Below are 2,664 nucleotides of genomic sequence, written 5' to 3' on the forward strand. Positions count from 1 at the left end.
CGCAGTTTCGGGAGATTGTCCTCGCCATTGACGCGCGGTTGCATGACCTCAGGGACGTGGAAGCGTTTCTGCCTGCGCTCGATCCTGACACATATGTAGAGAGCCAAGCGCTCAGCGCTCGGCTTCGACGCGCGGGGTCGGATGGTCTCGTTTATCCGAGTCTGCGTTATGCAGGCGGAGAGTGCGCCGGTCTCTTCTACCCCGACCGCGTTACAAACCCGATCCAAGGGCGACATCTCGACTACCATTGGGACGGCGCGCGCGTTGATTATTGCCGAGTTCCTGACGGCGGCCAAGTCTATCGAATTGTTTGAACGTCGTCGGTCGCCTGGTCGAAGATCGTGTCCCTTAGCATAGAGTATCTTGGCGACGATCACAACAAGAACGCCCCGTCGGGCCGGGGTCGGTTAGGTCGCCACGGCGAGCAGTCCGACGATTGGATCGTCGCCTAACGGCGCGATGGTTTCCAGCGTCATTAGCGGGCGTATTGGAAGATCAATTCATGTTTCTGCTCCGGTAGGATCGCGCCGATCAGCCCTGTGATGATTGCCATCAGCCGACGACGCGGCGCGAGAACAGGAGCGGGGTGGCGCATGCGCGCTGCGGGTGGTAGTCGAACGCTATGCCCGCATCCGCATTGCAGCCGATCACGCCCTGGCCGCTGGGCGTGTCGCCATGATTTTTTGTCGACGCCTTCAAACCCAATGAACAGCTTGGTCGATATCGCGCTCGTGAGACACTTCTCCGAAGAAATAGAGACTCAGCAAGGTTCGCGACCCATAGTCTGTTGCGACAACACACTTCTGGGGCCAGTATTCCAGTCGCCGCTGGAATATGGAGCCGACTTATCGATGTACTGCTGAATGCCCGCGACACCCCGCGCTTCGATTTGCGCGCGCTCAAATTCTCTGGAGCACGACGTCTGGATAGAGGCGCTCAACGTCGTCGCGACGGCACAGTCCGGTTCCCGACGAAAGCAGAGCAGCCGACCCCGCTGCGACGCCATACCGAAACGCGTCGTCGATGCTTCGCCCCTGTGCGAGGCCCCAAACCATGGCGCCCAAGAAACTATCGCCGGCGCCGACTGCGCTTAGCGGCTTGATCGGCAATGCGGGCGCGCGCCATGCCTGGTCGCGCACAACTAGAAGCGCGCCTCGATCCCCGAGGGTGAGAGCGACGACTTCTGCGCGTCCCGCTTCTGTAAGCCGGCGGCAGGCGTCGACCCAGGCGCGTTCGTCATCGAGCGGAACGCCCATGAGCTCGCGCAACTCGCGGAGATTCGGCTTGATCAGGAAAACGCCTTCTTCCAGGGCGCTCGCCAACGGCGGCCCGGAGGTGTCCAAAAGGAATTTTGCGCCGCGTTTTCGAGCGATGCGAGCAGCATGCGCGTAGAAATCCGACGGAGCCCCCGGCGACAGGCTGCCGCTGGCGACAACGAAACGCGGGTTGTCCTCGGGGTCAGCAAGCGCGCCGAGACACTGACGCCATTCCTCTTCGCGCAATTGGGGGCCTGGAAGGACGAAACGGTATTCATATCCAGTTGCGTTCTCGAATACGGTAAAGCTTTCACGAGTCTCCTCGGACACATGGATGACGACGTTCGGGATTCCGTCGCGCTCGATGAGACGACGCAGCAGCTCGCCCGTTACGCCGCCCGCGGCGCAGAGCGCTTTCACGTCGGCGCCGAATCGAATGGCGACTCGGGCCACGTTAATTCCGCCCCCGCCTGGATCGCGATGTGCCGCCGCGCCGCGCAGCTTCTTGATGGGCGCCACCCGATCAACCGAGGTCGACATGTCGATCGAGGGGTTGATGGTGAAGGTAACAATGTCGGCCATGGCCGCCTTCGCTTATGAGTCGGGTTGCTGTGCGTCGACCATATTACCGCCGTCGGCGCCGGGAGTTTTTCGCTCACGCCGTCGCCTCCGTTGGGCGCGGAGCCCCTTTCTGGACGCTGCTATAGCGAGCGATGCCGGCGAGCTTGGTGCGCTTGAGCATCAGCGCATTGATCGCGACCAGCCCCGAACTTCCCGACATGGCAAGAGCGGCGATCTCGGGACTAAGCAGAAACGGGTAGAAGACGCCTGAGGCCAGGGGGAAGGCAATGACGTTATAGCCGACCGCCCACCAGAGATTCTGATGCATCTTGCGCAGCGTGGCGCGCGAAAGCTCGAGCGCGCCGACGACGTCGTAAGGATCGCTTTTCATCAGCACCACATCGGCGCTCTCGATCGCGACATCCGTGCCGGCCCCGATGGCGAACCCGACATCCGCCTGAATCAGGGCCGGCGCGTCATTGACGCCATCGCCGACCATTCCGACCTTCTTGCCCTGCGCCTGCAACTCCTTGACCTTGCCGGCTTTCTGACCGGGCAGCACATCGGCGAGCACAATATCGAGGCCAAGGTCGCGAGCGATCCGTTGAGCCGTGCTGGCGTTGTCGCCCGTCAGCATGGCCACTTGGACTCCCCGCTCGCGCAATTTGGCGACGGTGGCGGCGGCGCTTGAGCGGGGCGCGTCGGCAATGGCGATCAGCCCGATCACTTTTCCGGCTCGCGCCACATGGACCACGGTGCGACCGGCGCCTTGCAGCCGCTGCGCCTCCGCAGCAAGCGCGCCAAGATCGAGATTTTGCTCGTCCATCAATCGGCGATTGCCCAAGTA

At 62.4% G+C, this 2,664-nt stretch carries 4 protein-coding genes and 1 pseudogene; 2 read left to right on the forward strand and 3 right to left on the reverse strand.

Annotated features, from left to right (window positions below; translation table 11 throughout):
- A partial coding sequence (locus Q8M88_RS07775; RefSeq protein ID WP_305596062.1) for an RES family NAD+ phosphorylase occupies nt 1-314 on the forward strand: 314 nt, incomplete at its 5' end.
- A gap of 93 nt (nt 315-407) precedes the next feature.
- Here the strand turns inward: Q8M88_RS07775 and Q8M88_RS07780 are convergent.
- Nucleotides 408-544 (reverse strand): annotated as a pseudogene (locus tag Q8M88_RS07780) (IS256 family transposase); the annotation flags it as partial.
- Between the two features lie 49 nt (nt 545-593).
- Between Q8M88_RS07780 and Q8M88_RS17700 the strand changes: the two are divergent.
- A complete protein-coding gene (locus Q8M88_RS17700; RefSeq protein WP_371132648.1) occupies nt 594-863 on the forward strand; it encodes a PLP-dependent transferase in 270 nt (89 codons plus the stop codon).
- 36 nt (nt 864-899) lie between these two features.
- Here the strand turns inward: Q8M88_RS17700 and Q8M88_RS07785 are convergent, their stop codons facing one another.
- Both Q8M88_RS07785 and Q8M88_RS07790 read right to left on the reverse strand, forming a co-directional pair.
- Nucleotides 900-1,838 (reverse strand): 1-phosphofructokinase family hexose kinase, encoded by a 939-nt coding sequence (locus Q8M88_RS07785; RefSeq protein ID WP_305596064.1) that lies wholly within the window; start codon nt 1,836-1,838, stop codon nt 900-902.
- A gap of 73 nt (nt 1,839-1,911) precedes the next feature.
- The coding region (locus tag Q8M88_RS07790; protein ID WP_305596066.1) for an HAD-IC family P-type ATPase at nt 1,912-2,664 on the reverse strand (753 nt) is incomplete at its 5' end.

The sequence above is a fragment of the Phenylobacterium sp. genome (genome assembly GCF_030693805.1).
Classification (GTDB): domain Bacteria; phylum Pseudomonadota; class Alphaproteobacteria; order Caulobacterales; family Caulobacteraceae; genus Phenylobacterium.

Bases quoted from the DNA above. Each gene is read 5' to 3' on its own strand.
- Q8M88_RS17700 (WP_371132648.1), top strand. From the start codon at position 594: ATGCGCGCTGCGGGTGGTAGTCGAACGCTATGCCCGCATCCGCATTGC.
- Q8M88_RS07785 (WP_305596064.1), bottom strand. From the start codon at position 1,838: ATGGCCGACATTGTTACCTTCACCATCAACCCCTCGATCGACATGTCG.